The organism is Streptomyces altiplanensis (assembly GCF_053591575.1).
Genome location: NZ_JBSFUB010000068.1, coordinates 1 through 23,089, shown reverse-complemented (window position 1 = coordinate 23,089; position 23,089 = coordinate 1). Strand labels below are relative to the sequence as shown.

The 23,089-nt window shown below is 71.1% G+C and carries 24 protein-coding genes; 12 read left to right on the top strand and 12 right to left on the bottom strand.

All coding sequences use genetic code 11. From position 1 onward, the window contains the following. Window positions 1–40: 40 nt before the first annotated feature. Together ACWD0Y_RS25475 and ACWD0Y_RS25470 are read right to left on the bottom strand one after the other, a co-directional pair. Complete coding sequence (locus ACWD0Y_RS25475; protein WP_450262640.1) at window positions 41–157, bottom strand: SGM_5486 family transporter-associated protein; 117 nt, start codon at window positions 155–157, stop codon at window positions 41–43. A 42-nt stretch (window positions 158–199) separates the two neighbouring features. Continuing rightward, window positions 200–1,522: a CynX/NimT family MFS transporter gene (locus ACWD0Y_RS25470; RefSeq protein WP_450262639.1), complete on the bottom strand. Its 1,323-nt coding sequence runs from the start codon at window positions 1,520–1,522 to the stop codon at window positions 200–202. An 88-nt stretch (window positions 1,523–1,610) separates the two neighbouring features. Between ACWD0Y_RS25470 and ACWD0Y_RS25465 the strand changes: the two genes are divergently transcribed. After that, window positions 1,611–2,288, top strand: coding sequence for a FadR/GntR family transcriptional regulator (locus ACWD0Y_RS25465; protein WP_450262638.1), 678 nt, complete (start codon window positions 1,611–1,613; stop codon window positions 2,286–2,288). An 84-nt stretch (window positions 2,289–2,372) separates the two neighbouring features. Here the strand turns inward: ACWD0Y_RS25465 and ACWD0Y_RS25460 are convergent, their stop codons facing one another. From ACWD0Y_RS25460 to fabG, 3 genes are all read right to left on the bottom strand, one after another. Beyond that, window positions 2,373–2,735, bottom strand: a complete 363-nt coding sequence (locus ACWD0Y_RS25460; RefSeq protein WP_450262637.1) for a hypothetical protein — start codon at window positions 2,733–2,735, stop codon at window positions 2,373–2,375. A gap of 278 nt (window positions 2,736–3,013) precedes the next feature. After that, window positions 3,014–3,781: an enoyl-ACP reductase FabI gene (gene fabI, locus ACWD0Y_RS25455; protein ID WP_450262636.1), complete on the bottom strand. Its 768-nt coding sequence runs from the start codon at window positions 3,779–3,781 to the stop codon at window positions 3,014–3,016. A gap of 4 nt (window positions 3,782–3,785) precedes the next feature. Beyond that, window positions 3,786–4,505, bottom strand: coding sequence for a 3-oxoacyl-[acyl-carrier-protein] reductase (gene fabG / locus ACWD0Y_RS25450; RefSeq protein ID WP_450262635.1), 720 nt, complete (start codon window positions 4,503–4,505; stop codon window positions 3,786–3,788). Between the two features lie 182 nt (window positions 4,506–4,687). Here fabG and ACWD0Y_RS25445 point away from each other — a divergent pair, with 182 nt between their 5' ends. The 3 genes from ACWD0Y_RS25445 to tyrS all read left to right on the top strand — a co-directional run bounded on the left by ACWD0Y_RS25445 (window position 4,688) and on the right by tyrS (window position 8,944). Next, on the top strand, window positions 4,688–6,211 hold the full coding sequence (locus ACWD0Y_RS25445) for a TldD/PmbA family protein (protein ID WP_450262634.1): 1,524 nt from the start codon (window positions 4,688–4,690) through the stop codon (window positions 6,209–6,211). Next, window positions 6,208–7,599, top strand: a complete 1,392-nt coding sequence (locus ACWD0Y_RS25440; protein WP_450262633.1) for a metallopeptidase TldD-related protein — start codon at window positions 6,208–6,210, stop codon at window positions 7,597–7,599. Before ACWD0Y_RS25445 ends, ACWD0Y_RS25440 begins: the two co-directional genes overlap by 4 nt. A 76-nt stretch (window positions 7,600–7,675) precedes the next feature. Beyond that, a complete protein-coding gene (tyrS, locus tag ACWD0Y_RS25435) occupies window positions 7,676–8,944 on the top strand; it encodes a tyrosine--tRNA ligase (RefSeq protein ID WP_450262632.1) in 1,269 nt (422 codons plus the stop codon). 89 nt (window positions 8,945–9,033) lie between these two features. On the opposite strand, the gene ACWD0Y_RS25430 is transcribed toward tyrS, so the two are convergent. Further along, window positions 9,034–9,309: a GlsB/YeaQ/YmgE family stress response membrane protein gene (locus ACWD0Y_RS25430; RefSeq protein ID WP_093801487.1), complete on the bottom strand. Its 276-nt coding sequence runs from the start codon at window positions 9,307–9,309 to the stop codon at window positions 9,034–9,036. Window positions 9,310–9,520: 211 nt separating this feature from the next. On the opposite strand from ACWD0Y_RS25430, the gene ACWD0Y_RS25425 reads away from it, so the two are divergent. Together ACWD0Y_RS25425 and ACWD0Y_RS25420 are read left to right on the top strand one after the other, a co-directional pair. Then, window positions 9,521–9,895, top strand: a complete 375-nt coding sequence (locus ACWD0Y_RS25425; RefSeq protein WP_450262630.1) for a DUF3099 domain-containing protein — start codon at window positions 9,521–9,523, stop codon at window positions 9,893–9,895. Window positions 9,896–10,078: 183 nt separating this feature from the next. Then, a complete protein-coding gene (locus ACWD0Y_RS25420) occupies window positions 10,079–10,342 on the top strand; it encodes a hypothetical protein (protein WP_093801485.1) in 264 nt (87 codons plus the stop codon). Between the two features lie 5 nt (window positions 10,343–10,347). Here ACWD0Y_RS25420 and moaA read toward each other — a convergent pair whose 3' ends face one another. The 3 genes from moaA to ACWD0Y_RS25405 all read right to left on the bottom strand — a co-directional run bounded on the left by moaA (window position 10,348) and on the right by ACWD0Y_RS25405 (window position 13,513). Further along, a complete protein-coding gene (moaA, locus tag ACWD0Y_RS25415) occupies window positions 10,348–11,337 on the bottom strand; it encodes a GTP 3',8-cyclase MoaA (RefSeq protein WP_450262629.1) in 990 nt (329 codons plus the stop codon). Window positions 11,338–11,507: 170 nt separating this feature from the next. Further along, window positions 11,508–13,151: a solute symporter family protein gene (locus ACWD0Y_RS25410; RefSeq protein ID WP_450262628.1), complete on the bottom strand. Its 1,644-nt coding sequence runs from the start codon at window positions 13,149–13,151 to the stop codon at window positions 11,508–11,510. Further along, window positions 13,148–13,513, bottom strand: coding sequence for a DUF485 domain-containing protein (locus tag ACWD0Y_RS25405; RefSeq protein ID WP_450262627.1), 366 nt, complete (start codon window positions 13,511–13,513; stop codon window positions 13,148–13,150). Before ACWD0Y_RS25405 ends, ACWD0Y_RS25410 begins: the two co-directional genes overlap by 4 nt. A 240-nt stretch (window positions 13,514–13,753) precedes the next feature. Between ACWD0Y_RS25405 and ACWD0Y_RS25400 the strand changes: the two genes are divergently transcribed. Continuing rightward, complete coding sequence (locus ACWD0Y_RS25400; RefSeq protein ID WP_450262625.1) at window positions 13,754–15,289, top strand: S8 family peptidase; 1,536 nt, start codon at window positions 13,754–13,756, stop codon at window positions 15,287–15,289. A gap of 91 nt (window positions 15,290–15,380) precedes the next feature. Here ACWD0Y_RS25400 and ACWD0Y_RS25395 read toward each other — a convergent pair whose 3' ends face one another. The 3 genes from ACWD0Y_RS25395 to ACWD0Y_RS25385 all read right to left on the bottom strand — a co-directional run bounded on the left by ACWD0Y_RS25395 (window position 15,381) and on the right by ACWD0Y_RS25385 (window position 18,002). Continuing rightward, on the bottom strand, window positions 15,381–16,103 hold the full coding sequence (locus ACWD0Y_RS25395) for a lysoplasmalogenase (protein WP_450262624.1): 723 nt from the start codon (window positions 16,101–16,103) through the stop codon (window positions 15,381–15,383). After that, on the bottom strand, window positions 16,100–16,975 hold the full coding sequence (locus tag ACWD0Y_RS25390; RefSeq protein WP_450262623.1) for a sterol desaturase family protein: 876 nt from the start codon (window positions 16,973–16,975) through the stop codon (window positions 16,100–16,102). Before ACWD0Y_RS25390 ends, ACWD0Y_RS25395 begins: the two co-directional genes overlap by 4 nt. A gap of 316 nt (window positions 16,976–17,291) precedes the next feature. Next, on the bottom strand, window positions 17,292–18,002 hold the full coding sequence (locus ACWD0Y_RS25385) for a VIT1/CCC1 transporter family protein (protein ID WP_450262622.1): 711 nt from the start codon (window positions 18,000–18,002) through the stop codon (window positions 17,292–17,294). A gap of 106 nt (window positions 18,003–18,108) precedes the next feature. On the opposite strand from ACWD0Y_RS25385, the gene ACWD0Y_RS25380 reads away from it, so the two are divergent. The 5 genes from ACWD0Y_RS25380 (at window position 18,109) to ACWD0Y_RS25360 (ending at window position 22,961) form a co-directional block, all read left to right on the top strand. Continuing rightward, a complete protein-coding gene (locus ACWD0Y_RS25380; RefSeq protein ID WP_450262621.1) occupies window positions 18,109–19,128 on the top strand; it encodes a DEDDh family exonuclease in 1,020 nt (339 codons plus the stop codon). A 64-nt stretch (window positions 19,129–19,192) separates the two neighbouring features. Further along, window positions 19,193–19,426 carry a hypothetical protein gene (locus ACWD0Y_RS25375; protein ID WP_093801476.1) on the top strand — a complete coding sequence of 78 codons (234 nt, stop codon included), beginning with the start codon at window positions 19,193–19,195 and terminating at the stop codon, window positions 19,424–19,426. 95 nt (window positions 19,427–19,521) lie between these two features. Beyond that, window positions 19,522–20,346 (top strand): SURF1 family cytochrome oxidase biogenesis protein, encoded by an 825-nt coding sequence (locus tag ACWD0Y_RS25370; protein WP_450262620.1) that lies wholly within the window; start codon window positions 19,522–19,524, stop codon window positions 20,344–20,346. Between the two features lie 64 nt (window positions 20,347–20,410). Next, on the top strand, window positions 20,411–22,201 hold the full coding sequence (locus tag ACWD0Y_RS25365) for a glycoside hydrolase family 15 protein (protein ID WP_450262619.1): 1,791 nt from the start codon (window positions 20,411–20,413) through the stop codon (window positions 22,199–22,201). A 4-nt stretch (window positions 22,202–22,205) separates the two neighbouring features. Next, window positions 22,206–22,961, top strand: coding sequence for an SDR family oxidoreductase (locus tag ACWD0Y_RS25360; protein ID WP_450262618.1), 756 nt, complete (start codon window positions 22,206–22,208; stop codon window positions 22,959–22,961). Window positions 22,962–23,089: the final 128 nt, after the last annotated feature.

Genomic DNA, 23,089 nt, shown 5'->3' with positions numbered 1-23,089 from the left:
GCCCCCTAGGGGAGGGTGGGGACAGCCCCACCCTCGGGGCTTACGGCGAAGCCAGGGTCGCGACGATCCCGATGATCACCGTGATGCCGAGCATCGCGCCGAACACGAGGAGCAGCTTCTTCTGGCCGTTCTGGGGGTGGGGGTCGAGTACAGGCATACGGCCAGTCTCGCACCCTTTGCGCATCCGGATCCGACCGGGTCAGCGGAGCTCTTCCTCGATGGTGCGGTTGCGGCCGGCCAGGGTGCCGACCACGATCTGCGGCACCATCAGGCCCGCCATCAGGGCGATCGGCAGGCCCCAGCTGCCGCTGTGCTGGTAGAGCACGCCGACCAGCAGTGGTCCGGGGATCGAGATCAGGTAACCGGTGCTCTGGGCGAAGGCGGAGAGGCGGACGACGCCCGCGCCGCTCTTCGCGCGCATCCCGATCATGGTCAGGGCCAGCGGGAAGGCGCAGTTGGAGACGCCGAGCAGCAGGGCCCACGCCCAGGCCCCGGAGGCGGGGGCGAGGTAGAGACCGGCGTAACCGAGGAGGCCGCAGAGGCCGAGGACGGCGACGATCGGGCCCTGGGTGCGCATGCGGGAGGCGACGCGGGGGATGACGAACGCGAGCGGGATGCCCATCGCCATGGTGACGGCGAGCAGCACGCCGGCCGTGCCCGCGGAGACTCCCGCGTCGCGGAAGATCTGCGGCATCCAGCCCATGGTGATGTACGCGGCGGTGGCCTGGAGGCCGAAGAAGCAGGCGAGTGCCCATGCCGTACGGCTGCGGGTGATGCTCAGGGTGGGGGCGGGGCCGCCGCCGTGCTCCCGGGTGGCCGTGTGCTCCCGGGGCGCCCGGGTGCTGGGGTGGCGCGTGAGGACGAGCCAGGGCAGTACGGCGACGGCGGCCAGGGTGCCCCACACCGCGAGGCCGGTCTGCCAACTGCCGCCCAGCGCCTGGGTCAGGGGCACGGTGGCGGCCGCGGCGAGCGCGGTGCCGAGCGCGAGAGCCATCGAGTACAGCCCGGTCATCTGGCCGACGCGGTCGGGGAACCAGCGCTTGACGATGACCGGCATCAGGATGTTGCTCAGCGCGATGCCCATGAGGGCGAGCGCGCTGGCCGCGAGGAATCCTGCCGTACCGCCCAGGTAGGGGCGGATCAGCAGGCCGGCCGCGATGGCGGCCATGCCCGCGCAGACGATCGCGCCGGGGCCGAAGCGACGGGCGAGCCGCGGGGCGGTGAGGCCGAAGACCGCGAAGCACAGCGGCGGTACGGAGGTCAGGAGGCCCGCGACGCTGCCGCTCATGCCGAGTCCGGCGCGGACCTCTTCGAGGAGCGGGCCGAGACTGGTGATGGCCGGGCGGAGATTGAGCGCGGCGAGGACGAGTCCGAGGACCACGGTCCGGGTCACCCAGACCGGCCGCTTTCGCTGTTCTCGCGGTACGGACGGTACGGAAGCGGGGCTCTCCGCGGGGTCGGCCGGTGCGGTGGGAACGGTGGGGGCGGCGGGGCTCAGGGTCCTGGTCTCGTCGTCGGGCATGGAACCATCATAGAATCATGGGATGATTGGTTGTCCACTTCCCTGATCCCGCCCCCTGATCCCGCGCGAACCGCGAACGAGGAGCACCATGGCGTTGACCTCCCCCCGGCGTTCGGCCCTCGCCGACCAGGTGATCACCGAGCTGCGCCACCAGATCACCTCGGGAGAGTGGCCCGTGGGCTCGCGCATCCCGACCGAGCCCGAGCTGGTCGAACAGCTGGGAGTGGCCCGCAACACCGTCCGCGAGGCGGTGCGCGCGCTCGCGCACAACGGACTGCTGGACATCCGGCAGGGCTCCGGTACGTACGTCATCGCCACCAGCGAGCTGGCCGGCGTCATGCACCGCCGGTTCGCGGACGCCGACCCCCGCCACATCGCGGAGCTGCGCTCGACCCTGGAGTCCTCGGCGGCCCGGCTGGCCGCCGAGCGGCGTACCGAACGGGACGTGCGGCAGCTGGACGCAGTGCTCGCGCGGCGCGAGGAGGCGTGGGCCACGGGCGACGCGGAGCTCTTCGTCCGCGCGGACGCGACGCTGCATCTGGCCGTGGTCGCCGCCTCGCACAACGACGTACTCATCGGGCTCTACGCCGACCTCGGCGACCTGCTGCGCGACTGGCTGCGCGACGACGTGGGGCAGGAGCTGCGCCCCGAGGACCACATGGACCACGGACGGCTGATCGAGGCGATCCGCGCGCAGGACGCCCAGACGGCGGCCGCCGAGGCGGCGGGGTACTCCTTCAAGTGCCTCGGGGACCGGGTGCGGTAGGGGCCTGGGCGGCAGGGCCGGGCGCGACGGGGGCGGTCGCGGGAGGGGGCGGTCGCGGCGGGAAGGCGCTGTTGCGGGAGGGCACTACATCCGGTGGTGGCTGACCCAGGCCGTGCGGACTTCCTTCCAGCAGCGGTCGGTCAGCCGCACCGTCTGCGCGGGGCCCACCTCGACGGGGGTGCCGTCCGCGTCGAGGTCCCACCAGCGTTCGCACTCGATGTGCAGACGCACCAGGTCGGACTCGGGATACGGGTTGTGGCAGTACGCCACGACACGGGAGCCCTCGACGGCCGTCCGGCAGGTGGAGCCGGAAAGCGCGAGCGCGGTCTTCTCCGCAGGCTCCTGCCCGGGGTCCGCCGCGCGCTCGGTGACGGCGGGGGCAGCCAGTCCGGCGAGGGCGACCAAGGACAGCACGCCGGCTGCCGCTCGACGGTTCGACGGGCACACATGCGCCACCTCCTCCCCACAGAGCGCCGGGTACGTCCCGGTTTCCTCAGTCTGCGGGGAGTCGCCGGTCTTTTCGACTCGGGGCGGACCCGGGACGGCTCCGGGGAGGGGATCACGCGCGCGGCCGCCGGGCCGCCGGTCTCGCGGGTACGCCGCCTCCTCCTCGACGCCGACTCGCCCGATGCGCGGTGGCGGCGGGAACGGAACGGCCCGCGGCGCACGGAAGCCGCGCGACCGTCCGCCGGACGGTCGCGCGGCTTCGTGAGAACTGACTGCGATTACGCGCCGATCGCGTGCAGGCCGCCGTCGACGTGGATGATCTCGCCGGTCGTCATCGGGAACCAGTCGGAGAGCAGCGCGACGACGCCGCGGCCGGCCGGCTCCGGGTCGGACATGTCCCACTTCAGCGGGGAGCGGTTGTCCCAGACGCCCGCCAGCTCCGAGAAGCCGGGGATGGACTTCGCGGCCATGGAGGCGAGCGGTCCGGCGGAGATGAGGTTGCAGCGGATGTTCTCCGGGCCCAGGTCGCGGGCGAGGTAGCGGGAGGTGGCCTCCAGCGCGGCCTTGGCCGGACCCATCCAGTCGTACTGCGGCCAGGCGAACTGGGCGTCGAAGGTGAGGCCGACGACCGAGCTGCCGCTGCCCATCAGGGGGCGGCAGGCCATGGTGAGCGACTTCAGCGAGAACGCCGAGACGTGCATCGCGGTGGCGACGGACTCGAAGGGCGTGTTGAGGAAGTTGCCGCCGAGCGCGTCCTGGGGGGCGAAGCCGATGGAGTGCACGACGCCGTCGAGGCCGCCGAGCTCCTCACGGACCAGGCCTTCGAGGCGGTCGAGGTGCTCGGTGTTGGTCACGTCCAGCTCGATGACCTTGGCCGGCTTCGGCAGCTTCTTCGCGATGCGCTCGGTCAGCGTGGGACGGGGGAAGGCGGTCAGGATGACTTCGGCACCCTGTTCCTGGGCCACCTTGGCGGTGTGGAAGGCGATGGAGGACTCCATCAGCACACCCGTGACGAGGATGCGCTTGCCGTCGAGGATTCCACTCATGTGATCAGTGACCCATGCCCAATCCGCCGTCAACCGGGATGACGGCTCCAGTGATGTACGACGCGGCGTCGGAGGCGAGGAAGCTCACCGTGGCGGCGATCTCCTCCGGCTGCGCGTAGCGGCCGAGCGGCACCTGGGCGACGATGCCCTGGCGCTGCTCGTCGCTGAGCGCCTGGGTCATGTCGGTGTCGACAAACCCGGGCGCGACGACGTTGAAGGTGATGTTGCGCGAGCCCAGCTCACGGGCGAGGGAACGCGCGAATCCGACCAGACCGGCCTTGGAGGCGGCGTAGTTCGCCTGGCCCGCCGACCCGAGGAGCCCGACGACCGAGGAGATCAGCACGACCCTCCCCTTCTTGGCGCGCAGCATGCCGCGGTTGGCGCGCTTGACGACCCGGAAGGTGCCGGTGAGGTTGGTGTCGAGTACGGACGTGAAGTCCTCCTCGGACATGCGCATGAGGAGCTGGTCCCTGGTGACGCCGGCGTTGGCCACCAGCACCTCCACGGGGCCGTGCTTCTCCTCGATTTCCTTGTAGGCCTGCTCCACCTGCTCGGTGTCGGTGATGTCGCACCTGACGGCGAGGCAGCCGAGTTCGGCGAGGGCGGCCGGCGGTTCGCCGGAACGGTACGTGAACGCGACCTTGTCGCCTGCTTCGGCGAAAGCGCGGGCGATGGCGAGGCCGATGCCCCGGTTTCCTCCGGTGACGAGAACCGAGCGGCTCAACGGATCACCCTTTCCATAGCGGTCTGGTACCGACCGAAACTATCGGTACCGGACCACGTACGGAGAATCGGGGCCTGACAGCACCACGGAGAAGTCACTGTCGGATCCCTACAGAAAGCGGTGGGCAACAGGTGGCCGGGCGCGACATGATTTGAGAACCGGTCCCGAAGACAGGAGTCTCTGTGCCTCATTCCATCGACGAAGCGTTCACGGCGCTGCCGCTGCGCGCGCTCGCCGACGCGGCGCTCGCACGCGCCCGTGCGCTGGGCGCCGACCATGCCGATTTCCGCTTCGAGCGGGTGCGCAGCGCGTCCTGGCGGCTGCGCGACGCCAAGCCGTCGGGTTCCTCCGACACCACGGACCTCGGGTACGCGGTACGGGTGGTGCACGACGGCAGCTGGGGGTTCGCGTCCGGGGTGGACCTGAGCATGGACGCCGCCGCGCGGGTCGCGGGCCAGGCGGTGGCGATGGCGAAGCTGTCGGCGAAGGTGATCAGGGCGGCCGGGTCCGACGAGCGGGTGGAGCTGGCGGACGAGCCGGTGCACGCGGACCGGACGTGGGTCTCGTCGTACGAGATCAACCCCTTCGACGTGGCCGACGCGGAGAAGTCGGGGCTGCTCGCCGACTGGAGCGCGCGGCTGCTGGCGGCCGACGGCGTCGCGCACGTGGACGCCTCGCTGCTGACCGTGCAGGAGAACAAGTTCTACGCGGACACGGCGGGCACCGTCACCACGCAGCAGCGGGTGCGGCTGCACCCGCAGCTGACCGCGGTCGCGGTGGACGGCACGACCGGCGAGTTCGACTCGATGCGGACGATCGCGCCGCCGGTCGGGCGCGGCTGGGAGTACCTGCTGGGGACCGGCTGGGACTGGGACGCCGAGCTGGCCGGGATCCCGTCGCTGCTCGCCGAGAAGATGCGCGCGCCGAGCGTCGAGGCGGGCACGTACGACCTGGTGGTGGACCCCTCGAACCTGTGGCTGACCATCCACGAGTCGATCGGGCACGCGACCGAGCTGGACCGGGCACTGGGCTACGAGGCGGCGTACGCCGGGACCTCCTTCGCCACCTTCGACCAGCTCGGGAAGCTGGCGTACGGGTCGCCGGTCATGAACGTGACGGGTGACAGGACCGCCGAGCACGGGCTGGCGACCGTCGGTTACGACGACGAGGGCGTCGAGGCGCAGTCCTGGGACCTGATCAAGGACGGGACGCTCACCGGCTACCAGCTGGACCGGCGCATCGCGAAGCTGACGGGCCTGGGACGGTCGAACGGCTGCGCCTACGCCGACTCCCCCGCCCATGTGCCGGTGCAGCGCATGGCGAACGTGTCGCTTCAACCGGATCCGGGGGGCCTTTCGACCGAGGACCTGATCGGCGGGGTCGAGCGCGGCATCTACGTCGTCGGCGACCGCTCCTGGTCGATCGACATGCAGCGCTACAACTTCCAGTTCACCGGACAGCGCTTCTTCCGGATCGAGAACGGCCGGCTCGCGGGCCAGCTGCGCGATGTGGCGTACCAGGCGACGACCACCGACTTCTGGGGCTCGATGGAGAAGGTCGGCGGCCCGCAGACGTATGTGCTCGGCGGTGCCTTCAACTGCGGCAAGGCCCAGCCGGGCCAGGTCGCGGCCGTCTCGCACGGCTGCCCCTCGGCCCTGTTCCGCGACGTCACCATCTTGAACACCACGCAGGAGGCCGGCCGATGAGCCGCACAGTCAAGCCGTACGAGACCGTCGAGCGGGCTCTGGAGCTTTCCACGGCCGACGGCTGCGTGGTCATCGCCGACGAGGACTCCTCCGCCAATCTGCGCTGGGCGGGCAACGCGCTCACCACGAACGGCGTCACGCGCGGACGCACCCTCACCGTGATCGCGACCGTCGACGGGGCGCAGGGGACGGCGTCCGGTGTGGTGTCGCGGTCGGCCGTCACCGCCGACGAGCTGGAGCCTCTGGTACGGGCCGCCGAGGCCGCCGCGCGCGCCGCCGGCCCGGCCGAGGACGCCCAGCCGCTGGTCTCCGGGGTGCCCGCCTCCCCCGACTTCACGGACGCGCCCGCCGAGACCTCGTCCGGTGTCTTCGCCGACTTCGCGCCCGCGCTCGGCGAGGCATTCGCCCGCGCCCGGGCCGGCGGCCGTGAGCTGTACGGCTTCGCGAACCACGAGATGACCTCCACCTATCTCGGTACGTCGACGGGTCTGCGCCTGCGTCACGACCAGCCCAACGGCACGCTGGAGATCAACGCCAAGTCGCCGGACCGTACGCGCTCGGCCTGGGCCGGGTACTCCACGCGGGACTTCAAGGACGTGGATCCGGCCGCCGTCGACGCCGAGCTGGCCAAGCGCCTCGGCTGGGCCGAGCGCCGGATCGACCTCCCGGCCGGGCGGTACGAGACGCTGCTGCCGCCGACCGCCGTCGCCGACCTGCTGATCTACCAGTTGTGGTCGGCGGCGGCCCGGGACGCGGCGGAGGGCCGGACGGTGTTCAGCAGGCCGGGCGGGGGGACCAGGGTCGGCGAGACGCTGTCCGAGCTGCCCCTGACGCTGCGCAGCGACCCGAACGAGCCGGGCCTGGAATCGGCGCCCTTCGTCGTCGCGCACACCTCCGGGGACGACTCGTCGGTCTTCGACAACGGGCTGCCGCTGACCGCCACGGACTGGATGCGGGACGGGCGGCTGGAGCACCTGGTCACGACCCGGCACAGCGCGGGGCTGACCGGGCTGCCGGTGGCCCCGGCGATCGGCAACCTGATCCTGGACGGCGGGGACGGGCGTTCGCTGGAGGAGATGGTCGCGGACACCGGGCGCGGCCTGCTGCTCACCTGCCTCTGGTACATCCGCGAGGTCGACCCGGCGACGCTGCTGCTGACCGGGCTGACCCGGGACGGCGTCTATCTCGTCGAGAACGGCGAGGTCACCGGCGAGGTGAACAACTTCCGGTTCAACGAGTCGCCGGTCGGCCTGCTGTCGCGGGCCGCCGAGGCCGGGCGCAGCGAGAAGACACTGCCGCGCGAGTGGGGCGACTGGTTCACCCGGGCCGCGATGCCGGCGCTGCGCGTCCCGGACTTCAACATGAGCTCGGTCAGCCGGGGCGTGTGACGCCCATACACTGGCCGGAAGCAATCCGCATCGACACCGATGAAGCATCGAAGCACGTTCGAGGAGAGACAAGACCGTGACGGACATCGTCGACGACCTGAAGTGGCGCGGGCTGTTCGCCCAGTCCACTGACGAGGACGCACTGCGCAAGGCGCTCGCGGACGGTCCGGTCACCTTCTATTGCGGCTTCGACCCGACGGCGGCGAGCCTGCACGTGGGGCACCTCGTGCAGGTCCTCACCGTCCGCAGGCTCCAGCAGGCCGGGCACCGGCCGATCGCCCTGGTGGGCGGGGCCACCGGCCAGATCGGTGACCCGCGGCCGACCGCCGAGCGCACGCTGAACGACCCGGAGACGGTCGCGAACTGGGTGAGGCGGCTGCGTGCCCAGATCGAGCCCTTCCTGTCCTTCGAGGGTCCGAACGCGGCCACCATGGTCAACAACCTGGACTGGACCGCGGGGATGTCCGCGATCGAGTTCCTGCGGGACATCGGCAAGCACTTCCGGGTGAGCAAGATGCTCGCCAAGGACTCGGTGGCCCGGCGGCTGGAGTCCGACCAGGGGATCAGCTACACGGAGTTCAGCTACCAGCTGCTCCAGGGCATGGACTTCCTGGAGCTCTACCGGCGCCACGGCTGCACGCTCCAGCAGGGCGGCAGCGACCAGTGGGGCAACCTCACCGCGGGTCTCGACCTGATCCACCGCCTGGAGCCGGGCGCCGAGGTGCACGCGCTGGCGACGCCGCTGATGGTCAAGGCGGACGGGACGAAGTTCGGCAAGTCCGAGAGCGGGGCCGTCTGGCTCGACCCGGAGATGACGACGCCGTACGCGTTCTACCAGTTCTGGCTGAACGTGGACGACCGGGACGTCTCGCCGTACATGCGCATCCTCAGCTTCAAGAGCCGCGAGGAGCTCGAGGAGCTGGAGAAGCTCACCGAGGAGCGCCCGCAGGCCCGTGCCGCCCAGCGTGCGCTGGCCGAGGAGCTGACGACGCTGGTGCACGGCGAAGAGCAGTGCGCGGCGGTCATCGCGGCGTCGAAGGCGCTGTTCGGCCAGGGCGAGCTCGCCGGGCTCGACGAGGCGACGCTGGGCGCGTCCCTGTCCGAGCTGCCGCACGCCAAGGTCGCCGCGCTCGGATCCGTCGTGGACCTGTTCGTGGAGGTGGGGCTGGCGCCGAGCAAGTCGGCGGCCCGCCGCACGGTCAAGGAGGGCGGGGCCTACGTGAACAACGTCAAGGTCACCGACGAGGACGCCGTACCGGCGCCCGAGGACCTGCTGCACGGCCGCTGGCTCGTGCTGCGGCGCGGCAAGAAGAACCTGGCGGCGATCGAGGTCGCGGCCGGCTGAGTCACTTGCGCGACGAGAAGCGGCCGGGAGCGTGATGCCACGCCCGGCCGCTTTTCCGTGCGCGCGGGCGCGCGTCCGCGTACCTGCACTCAGGCCCGCTGTTTCCTGCCCTTCATCGACGCCCAGAGCATGTCGCCGAGTCCGACGATCACCACGGCACCGATCAGCTGGAGCAGGTGCCGGATCCAGTCGATTCCCCTGGTGTCCTCGACGCCGATCCCCGCGGCGACAGCGTTGCCGACGATGCTGCCGAGGATTCCGAAAATTACCGTCAACCACAGTGGGATCTGCTGCTTGCCCGGGATGATCGCCTTGGCGAGCAGACCCAGGACCAGACCCACGATGATCGCCCACAACCAACTCATGTCGCCTCCTCGTGCGGCGCGGTGTGCGCATGTCCGCCCAGTTTCGGACAGCCGCCCGTACGGCGCATGTCGGACACCTCCATACGTGACCCGGCGGTGGCGGGGTGTCCGGGCCGAGCACGCCCCGCTCTCGAAGGCGGCGGAGCATCGGCGTACCGTGGATGGGGTCCGGTCAGGGAACAGCCGGCGCGGAATCGGGTGGTGGAACGTGATGCGGAAGCACAACAGCGTCGAGGTCTTCCGGATCACCGGCGCCCGGCAGGGGCTGACCGACGACGTGCGCGGCCGGCAGCGTCGTTACGTCATCTCGATGCTGGTACGGACCGCCGCGGTGATCCTGGCCGCGACCTTGTGGAACGTGGAGCGGCACGTCGCGGTCGTGGCCCTGGCACTGGGGCTCCTCCTCCCGTACATCGCCGTGGTCATCGCCAACGGGGGGCGGGAGAACGCCTCTTCCCTGCCCTCGGTCCACCTTCCGACGCCCGTGCGGCCGGCCCTGGAGGCCCCTTCCGAACCGGCCGACGCGGAACCCGCACCGGAAGCGGCGGACCGGGTCGGCGGGCAGGAGCAGCACGACCGGAGCTGACCCCGGACGGTCTTCGAAGCTCAATAAAAGCTCAGATCAATCATGAAGTTCCGGTGCACCGCACCCTGTGTCGCGTGACATACTTCGTAGGCGCTCCGCATCCCCCGTCGGAGCGACGGACCGACGCCGGGCAGCTCCCCCCGTGGCTGCTCGGCGTCGCCTTTTTGACCTAGGGTTGAGTGCGTGAACTCCCCTGATTCCCTTCTTTTTCCCGGTTCGGCAGGCCCCGGTGCCACCGTCTGCTCCGCCAAGGGCTGCCGCTCCGCCGCCGTATGGGTGCTCGCCTGGAACAACCCGAAGCTGCACACTCCGGAGCGCCGCAAGACGTGGCTCGCGTGCGACGAGCACCGTGAGCACCTCTCCCAGTTCCTCGGCGTACGCGGTTTCCTGAAGGACGTCGTGACGCTGGAGGAGTGGGAGGAGCCCGCCGCCGGGGGCGACCGGTGAACGCTTCAGCCTCCGATGGCTGACATCGGGCGGTCGGGCTGGAGGAAGGACGGGTCGTCGAGACCGGAGCCCGCCTTCTTGCCCCACATCGCCAGCTTCCAGAGCCGGGCTATCTCCTCGTCCGGGGCGCCGGAGCGCAGGGCGCCGCGCAGGTCCGACTCCTCGCGGGCGAACAGACACGTGCGCACCTGACCGTCGGCGGTGAGCCTGGTCCGGTCGCAGGCCCGGCAGAACGGCCGCGTCACGGAGGCGATGACGCCGACGCGGTGGGGACCGCCGTCGACGGTCCAGCGCTCGGCCGGAGCCGAGCCCCGTTCGTCCTCGCCCTCCGCGGTGAGAGTGAAGCGCGTCCGCAGGGAATCCAGGATGTCACCGGCGGTGATCATTCCGTCGCGCTTCCAGCCGTGCTGGGCGTCGAGCGGCATCTGCTCGATGAAGCGCATCTCGTAGTCGTTCTCGACGGCCCAGGCGAGCAGGTCGGGGGCCTCGTCGTCATTGAGTCCGGGCATCAGCACGGCGTTGACCTTGACCGGGGTCAGGCCCGCGTCGCGGGCGGCCGCCATGCCGTCGATGACGTCGTAGTGGCGGTCGCGGCGGGTCAGGGTCTTGAAGACGTCGGGGCGCAGGGTGTCGAGTGAGACGTTGACCCGGTCCAGACCGGCCGCCTTGAGTGCGGTGGCGGTGCGCTTGAGGCCGATGCCGTTGGTCGTCAGGGACATCTTGGGGCGCGGCGCGAGGGCGGCACACCGCTCGACTATCCCGACGAGCCCCGGGCGCAGCAGCGGCTCTCCGCCGGTGAAGCGCACCTCGGTCACGCCGAGGTCGGTCACGGCGATGCCGATCAGCCGCACGATCTCGTCGTCCGTGAGCAGATCCGGCTTCGCCAGCCACTGCAGACCCTCCTCGGGCATGCAGTACGTACAGCGCAGATTGCAGCGGTCGGTGAGCGAAACACGCAGGTCAGTGGCAACACGGCCATAAGTGTCGATAAGCATCCTCGGCCCCCTCCCCGATCCGGAATTCGTCTGTCTCGAACGCTGTCGAGCCTACGCGACACCTCTGACAACACGAGGGGCCCGATACCACGAGGAGCGGTGTGGCCGCGTCGTACGACTCTACGACGCGGCCACGGGGCACAGCTGCGGGAAAGGGGCTGCCGGTGCGTTCAGTGCGCGCCGATGCCGGTGAGCGACTTGACCTCCAGCTCCGCGTACTTGCCCTTGTCCGGCTCGTCCTTGGACAGGACGGACCCGACCCAGCCGAGCAGGAAGCCGAGCGGGATCGAGATCAGCCCGGGGTTCTCCAGCGGGAACCAGGCGAAGTCCACGCCCGGGAACATCGAGGTGGGCTTGGAGGAGACGACCGGCGAGAACAGCACGAGGCCCACGGACGCGGTCAGACCGCCGTAGATGGACCACAGGGCGCCCTGCGTCGTGAACTTCTTCCAGAACAGGCTGTAGAGGATCGTCGGCAGGTTGGCGGACGCCGCGACCGCGAAGGCGAGGGCGACCAGACCGGCCACGTTCAGGTCGCGGGCGAGTGCGCCCAGCGCGATGGAGACGACGCCGATGGCCACGGTCGCCCAGCGGGCGGCGCTCACCTCTTCCTTCTCGGTGGCCTTGCCGCGCCGGATGACGTTGGCGTAGATGTCGTGCGCGAACGACGACGAGGACGCCAGGGTGAGGCCCGCCACCACCGCGAGGATGGTGGCGAAGGCGACCGCCGAGATCACGGCGAGCAGGATCGCGCCGCCGGTCGAGCCGGCGCCGCCGCCGATCTCCAGGGCGGCCAGCGGGGCCGCCGTGTTGCCCGCCTTGTTGGAGGCGATGATGTCGCCGGGCTTGAGCAGGGCCGCGGCGCCGAAGCCGAGCACGATGGTCATCAGGTAGAAGGCGCCGATGATGCCGATCGCCCAGTTCACGGACTTACGGGCGGCCTTGGCGGTGGGGACCGTGTAGAAGCGGATCAGGATGTGCGGCAGGCCGGCGGTGCCGAGGACCAGGGCGACGCCGAGCGAGATGAAGTCGAGCTTGGAGGTCCCGGTGGCACCGTACTTGAGGCCGGGCTCCAGGAACGCCGAGCCCTTGCCGCTGTTGGAGGCCGCCGTGCCGAGCAGGTCGGAGAGGTTGAAGTTGAACTTCAGCAGGATCAGGAAAGTGATCAGCAGGGTGCCGGCGATGAGCAGGACGGCCTTGACCATCTGGACCCAGGTGGTGCCCTTCATGCCGCCGATGGTGACGTACACGATCATCAGGATGCCGACGAGGGCGACGATCAGGATCTTGCCGGCGTCGTTGGTGATGCCGAGGAGCAGCGAGACCAGGACGCCCGCGCCCGCCATCTGCGCGAGCAGGTAGAAGATCGACACCACGATGGTGGAGGTGCCCGCGGCGGTGCGCACGGGGCGCTGGCGCATGCGGTACGCGAGAACGTCGCCCATCGTGTAGCGGCCGGAGTTGCGCAGCGGCTCGGCGACGAGGAGCAGCGCGACCAACCAGGCGACCAGGAAGCCGATGGAGTAGAGGAAGCCGTCGTATCCGAAGAGGGCGATGGCACCGGCGATGCCGAGGAAGGACGCGGCGGACATGTAGTCGCCGGAGATGGCGAGGCCGTTCTGGAAACCGGTGAACTGGCGGCCGCCGGCGTAGAAGTCGGAGGCGCTCTTGGTCTGGCGGCCCGCCCATACCGTGATGAAAAGGGTGGCGACGACGAAAAGTCCGAAGAGGGTGATGATCAGCGGCCGGTGCTCACTGGCGTCGCCGGCGGCGGCGAGCCGGACCGTGGCCGCCGTGGTCAGCGCGGTGCTCATGCGTCGCCCTCCATACGGGACTTGATGGCCTCGGACTTCGGGTCGAGCTGCGTGGCGGCATGACGCGAGTAGAACCAGGCGATGAGGAAGGTGGTGACGAACTGGGCCAGGCCCAGGACGAGAGCCACGTTGATGTTGCCGAGGACCTTGGTGCCCATGAAGCCGCCCGCGTAGTTGGACAGCAGGACGTACAGCAGGTACCAGGCGATGAAGGCGATGGTCAGGGGAAAGGCGAAGGAGCGGTGGGAACGGCGCAGTTCACCGAACTCCGCACTCTCCTGCACCTCGACGAACTCTTGTGTCGTGTGCCCTGTTCGGATCTGGCCCGGGGCGCCCTGGGGCGGTGGTGCATCGGTTGCCACGGATTCTCCTCGCGACGCGGGTTCGGCTGGGATGGTCAATGTGACCTCGCTGGTGGGGGAAGTGGTGGTGCCCGTCCCCCTGACAACGGCACGGATCGCACGACGATTCGGTTCGGCATCCGCCATTTCTTTTCCCAACACATTGATCCGCACGTGTGATCGGCGCTAGCTTCACTCGTCATGTACCCGCCCCTGCGCACCCGCGCGAGGGGCGGCTCTCACGGATGATGTGGAGAACCCATGGCTCATCTGGGATCCAGACGGCAGCGCGCACTGGCGCTGCCCGTCGGACTGGCTCTCACGGCTTCGCTCGGCTTCCTGCCCGGAACGGCCGCTTCGGCCGCGCCGCTGGACGAACCCGCCGCGACGGCGACCGCCACCGGGCCGAAGATGTCGTACGTGGTCAACACCAAGGGCGGCCACGGTGCGAGCGCTTCGGTGAAGCGGGCGATAGCCAGGGCCGGCGGCACCGTGGTGAAGGCGTACGACCAGATTGGCGTCATCGTCGTCCACTCGCAGAATCCGGACTTCGGCCAGCAGATACGCAGGGCCAAGGGGGTGTCTTCGGCGGGCGCGACCCGCACCGCACCGCTCACGCCGGTCGGGATCACCGAGGAGGGCACCACGCAGAAGCTGTCCGCGACCGAGGCGGCGAAGGCCGCCGCGGCGGCGGCGCCCGGTCAGGAACCGCTGGAGGCGAACCAGTGGGACATCCGCGCCATCGGCGCGGACAAGGCGGCCAAGGTCAACGACGGCAGCCGTGACGTCACCGTCGGTGTGATCGACACCGGTGTCGACGACACCCACCCGGATCTCGCGCCGAACTTCTCCAAGTCCCAGTCGGCCAACTGCGTGGGCGGCGTGGCGGATTCGTCGGAGGGCGCCTGGCGTCCGTACACCGACGGCAGCGACCACGGCACGCACGTCGCCGGTACGATCGCCTCTCCGCGCAACGGACTCGGCGTCGCCGGTGTCGCGCCGGGCGTGAAGCTGGCGGGCATCAAGGTCAGCGAGCCGGGCACCAGCCTCTTCTTCACCGAGGCGGTCGTCTGCGGCTTCGTCTGGGCCGCCGAGCACGACATCGACGTGACGAACAACAGCTATTACGTCGACCCGTGGATGTTCAACTGCAAGGACGACCCGGACCAGAAGGCCCTGCTGGACTCCCTGACGCGTGCCACGAAGTACGCGGAGCGCAAGGGCGCCCTGAACGTCGCGGCGGCGGGCAACTCGGACTTCGACCTGTCGGCCGACGAGATCCTCGACGACTCCAGCCCCAACGACACCACCCCCGGTGACCGGATCATCGACCCGTCCGAGTGCCTGGACGCGCCGACCCAGCTGCCCGGTGTCGTGACGGTCACCTCGACGGGCGTCAAGAACGTCAAGTCGTACTTCTCCAGTTACGGGTACGGCGTCGCCGACGTCGCGGCCCCCGGCGGCGACAAGTGGCAGATCCCGGCCACGCCGGACGCCAACGGCCGGGTGCTGTCGACCGTCCTGGGCGGCGAGTACGGCTACAAGCAGGGCACGTCGATGGCCACCCCGCACGTCGCGGGCGTCGCCGCGCTCCTCAAGAGCGCGCACCCGAAGGCGAGCCCCGCGCAGCTCCAGCGCCTGCTCAAGAAGCAGGCCGACAACCCGGGTTGCCCGAGCCACGTCTACGACGCGGCCGGCAACTGGATCGAGGCCACCACCTGTGAGGGCGGCAAGAACTACAACGGCTACTACGGCGCCGGCATCGCCGACGCGCTGGACGCCGTGACCGAGAAGTAAGGAACGCGGCACGAGTGCGCGGGCCGCCCGGTCCTCTTCGGTACCGGGCGGCCCGCGTCGTGCTGTCCCCCGCGGGCCGGACCCCTGGCGCTCAGACGCTCGTGCGGCCTTCCCGGTACGCCGACGGGGCGGCCGGGGCTTCCTGACGCCCCAGCACACCCATGACCAGCAGGTACTGCGCGGCCGTGTAGGTGAGCATGACCCAGAAGTCGGGGGCGGGCAGCTGCGGCCATCCGGCGACGCCGGTGGCGATGAGGGTGTCGGAGAGCAGGAAGAGCGCGCCGCCGAGTCCGGCGTACAGGCCGGTTCCGCTCGCGCGAAGCGCCATGAGGGTGAGCAGCAGGCTGTATCCGACGACCGGGACGCGCAGTTCCGCGGGCAGGCCGGGCCACAGGAGGGCGACGGTGGCGACGAGGGCGACGGCGTACCCGGCGCCGAGCGCCCTGGACGTACGGCCGCGCCGGAACAGCACGAGGTAGCAGACGTGTCCGGCGGCGAAGCAGCCCATGCCGGCCATGAAGGCCCAGTCGGCCCCGGCGAGCAGGAACACGTCGCCGCCCCAGCCGAGGAGCAGCGCGACGACCAGCGTGTGCGGTGCGCCGCGCACGGCCGCGTACGCCGCGAGCAGCGGCATCAGCAGCGGCTTGGCGATCAGGTGGCCGGTGCCCGCCCCGGTGACGAGCGAGCCGAGGTCGGCGAGGACCGCGACGGCGAAGGCGGCCAGGAGCCCCCGGGCCCACGCCGCACGCCGGCCCGGGGCCGCCCCGCCGCCCGCGCGGGAACCGGTTCCGGCGACGCCCGTACCGGCGCTCACGCGGCGGTTTCCCGCGCCTGCCCGGTCACGGCCGGCTCCGCCGGACGCGGCTGCCAGCCGGGACCGCGAAAGATCCGGCCCGCGCGCTCGCGCCAGGTGGCCGCCGCCCGTACGTCGCGGACGATGGCGGCGTACTCGTGGGTCGCGACGCGCAGCGGATTGTAGGTCTCGATGTTCTTGGTCAGGCCGTAGACGGGCCGCTCGGTCTCGGCCGCGAAAGAGCCGAAGAGCCGGTCCCAGACGATCAGGATGCCGCCGAAGTTCCGGTCCAGGTAGCCGCCCTGGGAGGCGTGGTGGACACGGTGGTGGGACGGCGTGTTCAGGACGTACTCGAAGGGACGCGGCAGCGTGCCGACCCGCTCGGTGTGCACCCAGAACTGGTAGACGAGGTTCGCGGACGAGCAGAACGCGAGCGCGGCCGGGTGCACGCCGCACGCGATCAGCGGCAGGTAGAACGGCCAGACGGTGAGACTCGTCCAGGGCTGGCGCAGGGCGGTGGTGAAGTTGAACCTGCGGCTGGAGTGGTGGACGACGTGGCAGGCCCACAGGACGCGGACGACGTGGTGGCCGCGGTGGGACCAGTAGTAGAAGAAGTCCTGGGCGAGCAGCATCAGCGGGACCGTCCACCACAGGAGGGGGACGCGGGCGGGCGTCAGCTCGTACACCGCCGTGTAGATCGCGACGATCGGGATCTTCCAGAGGAAGTCGAACGCGATGCTGCCGAGCCCCATGCTGACGCTGGTGACGGCGTCCTTGGTCTCGTAACCGGCGGCGTCCTCGTCGGGATGCAGGCGGTAGCTCACGATCTCGACGACGGTGAGCAGGACGAAGGCCGGTATCGACCACAGCACGACATCGGGCAGGTTCGGCATGCCCGCACGATAGAGGTGGTGCGGAGCGCCCGGCTAGGGGTTGTTACCGACAAGTATGTGAGACGGCTTGTCAGCGGGCCCGCCTCGAAGGCGAGCACGGAGTCCCGCCGGAGAGCACCGGTCGCACCTCGCTGGAAGCGCTGTTCTTCCACAGGGCCCCGGACTGTGCGGTCCGTCCCCGCTGACCGCGCTGCGGCGGCTGCCCACTCTGCAGATCCTCAGCCGGCCGGCCCTCGGCCTTGCCGCTGTGGTGCCGCACCAGGGGCTCGGAGCGCTGTTCCCCGGAGGTTGCAGGATCACCTCGGGCCCTGAGCCGCTAGACCCCCGCCGCCCCCAGCAGCAGCCCCGCCCCGTGCGTCACCGCCATCGCCAGCGCGCCGCCCGCCATGTTCCGCAGCACCGCCGGGCGGGACGGCGCCGCGCCCAGTCTGGCGCTGCCCCAGCCGGTCAGGGCCAGGGCGATCAGGACCGAGACGACCGTGACCGGAAGGCGCCAGGAGGCCGGCGGGAGGACGATCGCCAGGAGGGGGAGCAGCGCGCCCACCGTGAAGGCGATGAAGCTGGCGCCCGCCGCGTGCCAGGGGTTCGTGAGGTCCTCGGGGTCGATTCCGAGCTCCACGCGCGCGTGCGCGCGCAGCGCGTCGCGTTCGGTGAGCTGCTGGGCGGCTTCGCGCGCCACGTCCTCGGACAGGCCGCGCGCCGCCAGCATCCGGGTGAGTTCGTCCAGCTCCGCCTCCGGTTCCTCCCGCAGTTCGCGCCTCTCCTCGGCCAGCGCCGCCTCCTCCGAGTCGCGCTGCGTCGACACCGATACGTACTCCCCCGCCGCCATCGACATCGACCCGGCCAGCAGTCCCGCGAGGCCCGCCGTCAGGAGCGCGGACCGCTCGTCGGTCGCCCCGGCGACGCCGACGACGATGCCGGCGGTGGAGACGACGCCGTCGTTGGCCCCGAGCACGCCGGCGCGCAGCCAGTTCAGCCGGGAGCCGAGGCCCCCGCCGTGGGCTTCGTCATGCGTCAGGTCGGTCACCCGGGGAGGGTCTCACCCGGGCCGCCGCCGGGCGCGTACCGACCCGCCCCGCCTGCGGTCCGCGCACCCGGGCGGCCGGGGCTGTCAGCGGGGGCCCGTATCCTCAATGACCATGCTCGAAGACCACTCGACAGCAGCGCCGTGGCCGACCGCCTACCCGAAGGGGTACGCAGTCGTCGACGTGGAGACCACCGGACTCGCGCGTGACGACCGGATAATCTCCGCTGCCGTCTACCGGCTGGACTACCGGGGGGACGTCGAGGACCACTGGTACACGCTGGTCAACCCCGAGCGCGACCCGGGCCCCGTCTGGATCCACGGGCTGACCAGCGACGTGCTCGCGGACGCCCCGCTGTTCCCGGACATCGCGGCCGAGCTGTCCGAGCGGCTCGACGGCCGGGTGCTCGTCGCGCACAACGCGATGTTCGACTGGTCGATGATCGCCCGGGAGTACGCGCGCGCCGAACGCACCGCGCCCGTACAGCAGCGGCTGTGCACCATCGCGCTCTCCAAGGAGCTCCGGCTCCCCCTGCCCAACCACAAGCTGGAGTCCCTGGCCGCGCACTTCGGCGTCGTACAGCAGCGGGCGCACCACGCCCTCGACGACGCGCGCGTGCTCGCCGAGGCGTTCCGCCCGAGCCTGCACGCGGCGGCGCAAGGCGGGGTGCGGCTGCCGCTGCTCGAATGCCGGCCGCTCACCGAGTGGTCGGACTCGCCCCCGGCCCCCCGGGCCGGCTACCAGCCGTCGTACCGGGGAGCGGGCGGCGCGAGCTGGCGCCCTTCGCGCAAGCGTCCGGCCTGCCCGTACCCGAACCCAGGGCGGTACGAGCCGGGCAAGCTGCTCCGGCAGGGCATGCGGGTGGCGTTCTCGGGCGACACGTCCGTGGACCGCGAGCTGCTGGAGGACCGGGCGGTCGAGGCGGGACTGCACATCGCGACGAGCGTGTCCCGGCTCACCAGTCTGCTCGTCACCAACGATCCCGACTCGGCCACCTCCAAGACGGTCAAGGCCAAGGCGTTCGGCACCCCCGTCGTCGACGAGGCCGCCTTCACCCAGCTGCTTCGGGACGTGGTCGCGGCCGAGGGGCAGGCCCCGCGGCACGGGCAGGCCCCGGCAGACGGGTGATTGGCACGCGACTCGCCCGCCGACCGCTCGCCCAGCCGCCGCCCGGCGTCCCACCCTGTGGCGCATGGCACGTTGCGAAGTATGCGGAAACGACTACGGCATGTCCTTCGAGGTGCACGCGCAGGGCGCGGTGCACGTCTTCGACTGCTTCTCCTGCGCCATCCACCGGATGGCGCCGATCTGCGAACACTGCCGGGTCCAGATCATCGGCCAGGGCGTGGAGGCCGAGGGCCGCTGGTTCTGCAGCGCGCACTGCGCGCGCGCGGAGGGGAAGGTGGGCATCGTCGACAAGGTCTGACGCCGGGGCCCGGCGCCGCGGCGCACATGCGGGGCCCGCCCCCGGCGGGTGACCCACCCGCCGGGGAGCACCGCGCGCCAGGTAACGTCAAGGACGTGTACCGCTTCCTGTTGTCCCGGCAGTGGGTGATCCTCACCCTCCTGATGCTCGCCCTCATTCCCACCATGGTGGAACTGGGATTCTGGCAGCTGCACCGTCACCAGCACCGGGTCGCGCAGAACGAGCTGATCTCGGGCAACCTCAGGGCGAAGCCCCTGCCCGTCGGTGACATCACCTCCCCCGGGCACGACGTTCCGCGCGCCGACTACTGGCGCCGGGTGACCGCCACCGGTACCTACGACACCGCGCACGAAGTCGTCGTACGCCGCAGGACCGACGCCGACGACCAGGTCGGCTTCCATGTCCTCACCCCGCTGGTCATGGACGACGGCCGCGCCGTCCTCGTCAACCGCGGCTGGGTCCCCTTCGGCGCCGACCAGCAGGCGTTCCCCGAGATCCCGGCCGCCCCCAAGGGCGAGGTCACCGTCACCGGGCGGCTCAAGGCCGACGAGACGACGGCGGGCAGCGGCATCAAGGACCTGAGCGGCCTGCCGCCCCGCCAGGTCATGCTGATCAACAGCGAGCAGCAGGCAAAGACGCTCTCGCGGCCCGTCCTCGGCGGGTACATCGAGCAGACCGAGCCCGTCCCGGCCGGTCCGAAGCCGCAGCTCGTGCCCGAGCCCGACGCCGACTCCATCGGCCCGCACATGGCGTACGCCGTGCAGTGGTGGCTGTTCGCCGCCGCGGTGCCGGTCGGCTGGGTCGTTCTCGTACGCCGCGAACTGCGCGACCGCGCACAGGCCGCCGAGTCCGGCGGGGCGGGCGGGGCGGGCGGAACCGGCGAGGGGACACCGGCCGAGCCGGCCACCGCCGACGCCTGAGCCGGCGTCCGCCGTTCCCCCGGATACGGCTTAACGCCGTCCCGCCGTGGGAACACGAGTGGGCGTGACCCAACTCATCGAGGACTACGCGCTCATCGGGGACCTGCAGACCGCGGCACTGGTCGGCAGAGACGGTTCCATCGACTGGCTCTGCCTGCCCCGCTTCGACTCGGCCGCCTGCTTCGCCGCGCTGCTCGGTGACGAGGAGAACGGGCACTGGCGCATCGCCCCGTCCGGCGGGGGTTCCTGCACACGCCGGTCCTACCGGGGGAACAGCCTCATCCTGGAGTCGGTCTGGGAGACCAGCTCCGGCACGGTCAAGGTCACCGACTTCATGCCGCAGCGCGACCGGGCCCCCGATGTCGTACGGATCGTCGAGGGCCTTTCGGGCGCGGTGTCGATGCGCTCCACGCTCCGGCTGCGCTTCGACTACGGCAACATCGTGCCGTGGATGCGCCGCACGAACGGCCACCGGGTGGCCATCGCGGGGCCCGACTCCGTCTGGCTGCGCTGCGACGCCACGGACCGGGTGAAGACCTGGGGCCAGCAGTACACCACCTACTCTTCGTTCACCGTCGCCGAGGGCGAGAAGGTGGCGTTCGTCATGACGTGGCACCCGTCGCACGAGCCGCAGCCCGAATTCATCGACCCCTACGAGGGCCTGGAGCACAGCCTCCACGACTGGGAGGAGTGGGCCGCCCACTGCCGGTACGAAGGCCCGTACCGCGAAGCCGTGCTGCGCTCCCTCATCACCCTCAAGGCACTCACGTACGCCCCGACCGGCGGCATCGTCGCCGCCCCCACCACCTCGCTCCCGGAGGAGATCGGCGGCGTACGCAACTGGGACTACCGCTACTGCTGGCTGCGCGACTCCACCCTCACCCTCGGCGCGCTCGTCGCCGCCGGCTACACCGAAGAGGCCGGGGCCTGGCGCGACTGGCTGCTGCGGGCGGTCGCGGGCGACCCGGCCGACCTCCAGATCATGTACGGGCTCGCCGGTGAGCGCAGGCTTCCCGAGACGGACCTGCCGTGGCTGGGCGGATACGAGGGTTCCCGGCCCGTCCGCACCGGCAACGCGGCCGTCGATCAGCTCCAGCTCGACGTGTACGGCGAGGTCATCGACTCCCTGCACCTGGCGAGAGCGTCGGGCCTGCGCCCCAAGCCGCAGGCGTGGAACCTCCAGCTCAGTCTGCTCGGCTTCCTGGAGTCCAACTGGCGCGAGCCGGACGAGGGCCTGTGGGAGGTCAGGGGGCCGCGCCGGCACTTCGTGCACTCCAAGGTGATGGCGTGGGTCGCGGCCGACCGCGCCGTGCGCGCCCTGGAGGAGGACCCGACGCTGCCCGGCGACGCGGACCGGTGGCGGGCGATGCGCGACGAGGTGCACCGGGAGGTCTGCGAGAAGGGGTACGACCCCGAGCGCAACACCTTCACGCAGTGGTACGGCTCCACCGAACTGGACGCCGCCACGCTCCTCATCCCCCGGACCGGCTTCCTGCCGCCGGACGATCCGCGGGTCGTCGGGACGGTCGAGGCGGTGCAGTCCGAGCTCGGCCACGGCGGCTTCATCCGCCGCTACAGCACGGACGGCCGCACCGTCGACGGGCTGCCGGGCGACGAAGGCACCTTCCTGGCCTGCTCGTTCTGGCTGGTCGACGCGTTGCGGATGACGGGCCGGACGAAGGAGTCCCGGGAGCTCTTCGAGCGGCTGCTGTCGCTGCGCAACGACGTGGGGCTGCTCGCCGAGGAGTACGACCCGGCCTCCGGGCGGCAGCTCGGAAACTTCCCCCAGGCGTTCAGTCATATCGGACTGGTGGGGTCCGCGCTCGCCCTCGACCGTGCGGAGACGGCAGGATGACCCCATGGATCTTGAACTGAAGGACCGGGTGTACGTCGTCACCGGAGCCAGTCGCGGGCTCGGCTTCGCCTCCGCGCGCCGGCTCACCCAGGAAGGCGCGAAGGTCGTCGTGAGCGGCCGTGACGCGAAGACGGCCGCCGACGCCGCCGCGGAGCTCGGCCCGAACGCGGTGGCGGTCGCCGCGGACAACGCCGATCCCGCGGCGGCCGGGCGTCTGATCGCGGCCGCCCGCGCGCACTTCGGGCGCTTCGACGGCATTCTCATCAGCGTCGGCGGCCCGACGCCGGGCTCCGCGGCCGACAACACGGACGAGCAGTGGCAGGCGGCCTTCGACTCCGTCTTCCTCGGAGCGGTACGGCTGGCCCGCGCGGCGGCGGCCGAGCTCTCCGAGGGCGGTGTCATCGGCTTCGTCCTGTCCGGATCGGTCCACGAACCGATCTCCGGCCTCACCATCTCGAACGGCCTGCGGCCGGGGCTGGCCGGCTTCGCGAAGTCCCTCGCCGACGACCTGGGCCCGCGGGGCATCCGCGTGGTGGGCCTGCTGCCGGCCCGGATCGACACGGACCGGGTGCGCGAGCTGGACGCCCTGTCCGGCGACAGCGACGCGGCGCGCGCGGCCAACGAGTCGCGCATCCCGCTGGGCCGTTACGGCACGCCGGAGGAGTTCGGCAAGGCGGCCGCGTTCCTGCTGTCCCCGGCCGCGTCGTACCTGACGGGCATCATGCTCCCGGTCGACGGCGGCGCCCGCCGCGGCTTCTGACTCCTCCTGTGAGCACGTCCCCGGCCGCCGGAAGGACACCGGGGCGGTCGGGTCGATGGGCGAGCCGGGGTGCTCGGCGCAGCCCGACGCGTTGCGCGGCCGGGAGAGCTCGCGGGCCACGATGAAGG